Below are 624 nucleotides of genomic sequence, written 5' to 3' on the forward strand. Positions count from 1 at the left end.
GGTTACGTCCCGCTGAGTGGTGGAGTTTTCTCGACACCGTGCAGGTCAGTTATTTGATTATGCTGCCGTGAGTTCAGGGAGCAAAATTGTCTCCTCGATCGGCGTGGCGGGTGTCGTGTTCATTGCCTTGAGTTCGGTCATGGAGGCCTCGGAGAGGTAGCGGCGGTCGCCGGCTTCCCATTCGTCGTGTTGCTCGACGAGGACCGCGCCGGCGAGCCGGAGAAGGGCCGCCGGGTTGGGGAAGACCCCGACGACGTCGGTCCGTCTTTTGATTTCTTTGTTGACTCGTTCCATGGGATTCGTGGACCAGATCTGACGCCAGTGTCTGGCCGGGAACCCGGTGAACGCGAGCACGTCATCCCGGGCGTCGCCGAGCATCGCGGCGACCTTCGGGTGGGATTTGAGGAGCATCCGGGTGACTTCGTCGAATTGGGTGTTCACGTGCCCGGCGTCGGGCTGGGCGAAGGCGGTGCGGATGATCGAGGCGACCATGTCCTGGGATCCCTTCGGCACCGTCGAGAGTACGTTTCTCATGAAATGCACGCGGCAACGCTGCCACGCCGCGCCTTGGAACACCGTGCCGATGGCCTTCTTCAGGCCGCTGTGCGCGTCGGAGATCACCAG

General features: G+C 62.5%; 1 protein-coding gene. It reads right to left on the reverse strand.

Annotation, left to right across the window (positions count from 1 at the left end; all coding sequences use genetic code 11):
• Positions 1–57: 57 nt before the first annotated feature.
• The coding region (locus BJQ90_RS19685; protein WP_226761875.1) for a transposase at positions 58–624 on the reverse strand (567 nt) is incomplete at its 5' end.

The sequence above is a fragment of the Arthrobacter sp. SO3 genome (genome assembly GCF_020532825.1).
GTDB lineage: Bacteria > Actinomycetota > Actinomycetes > Actinomycetales > Micrococcaceae > Arthrobacter.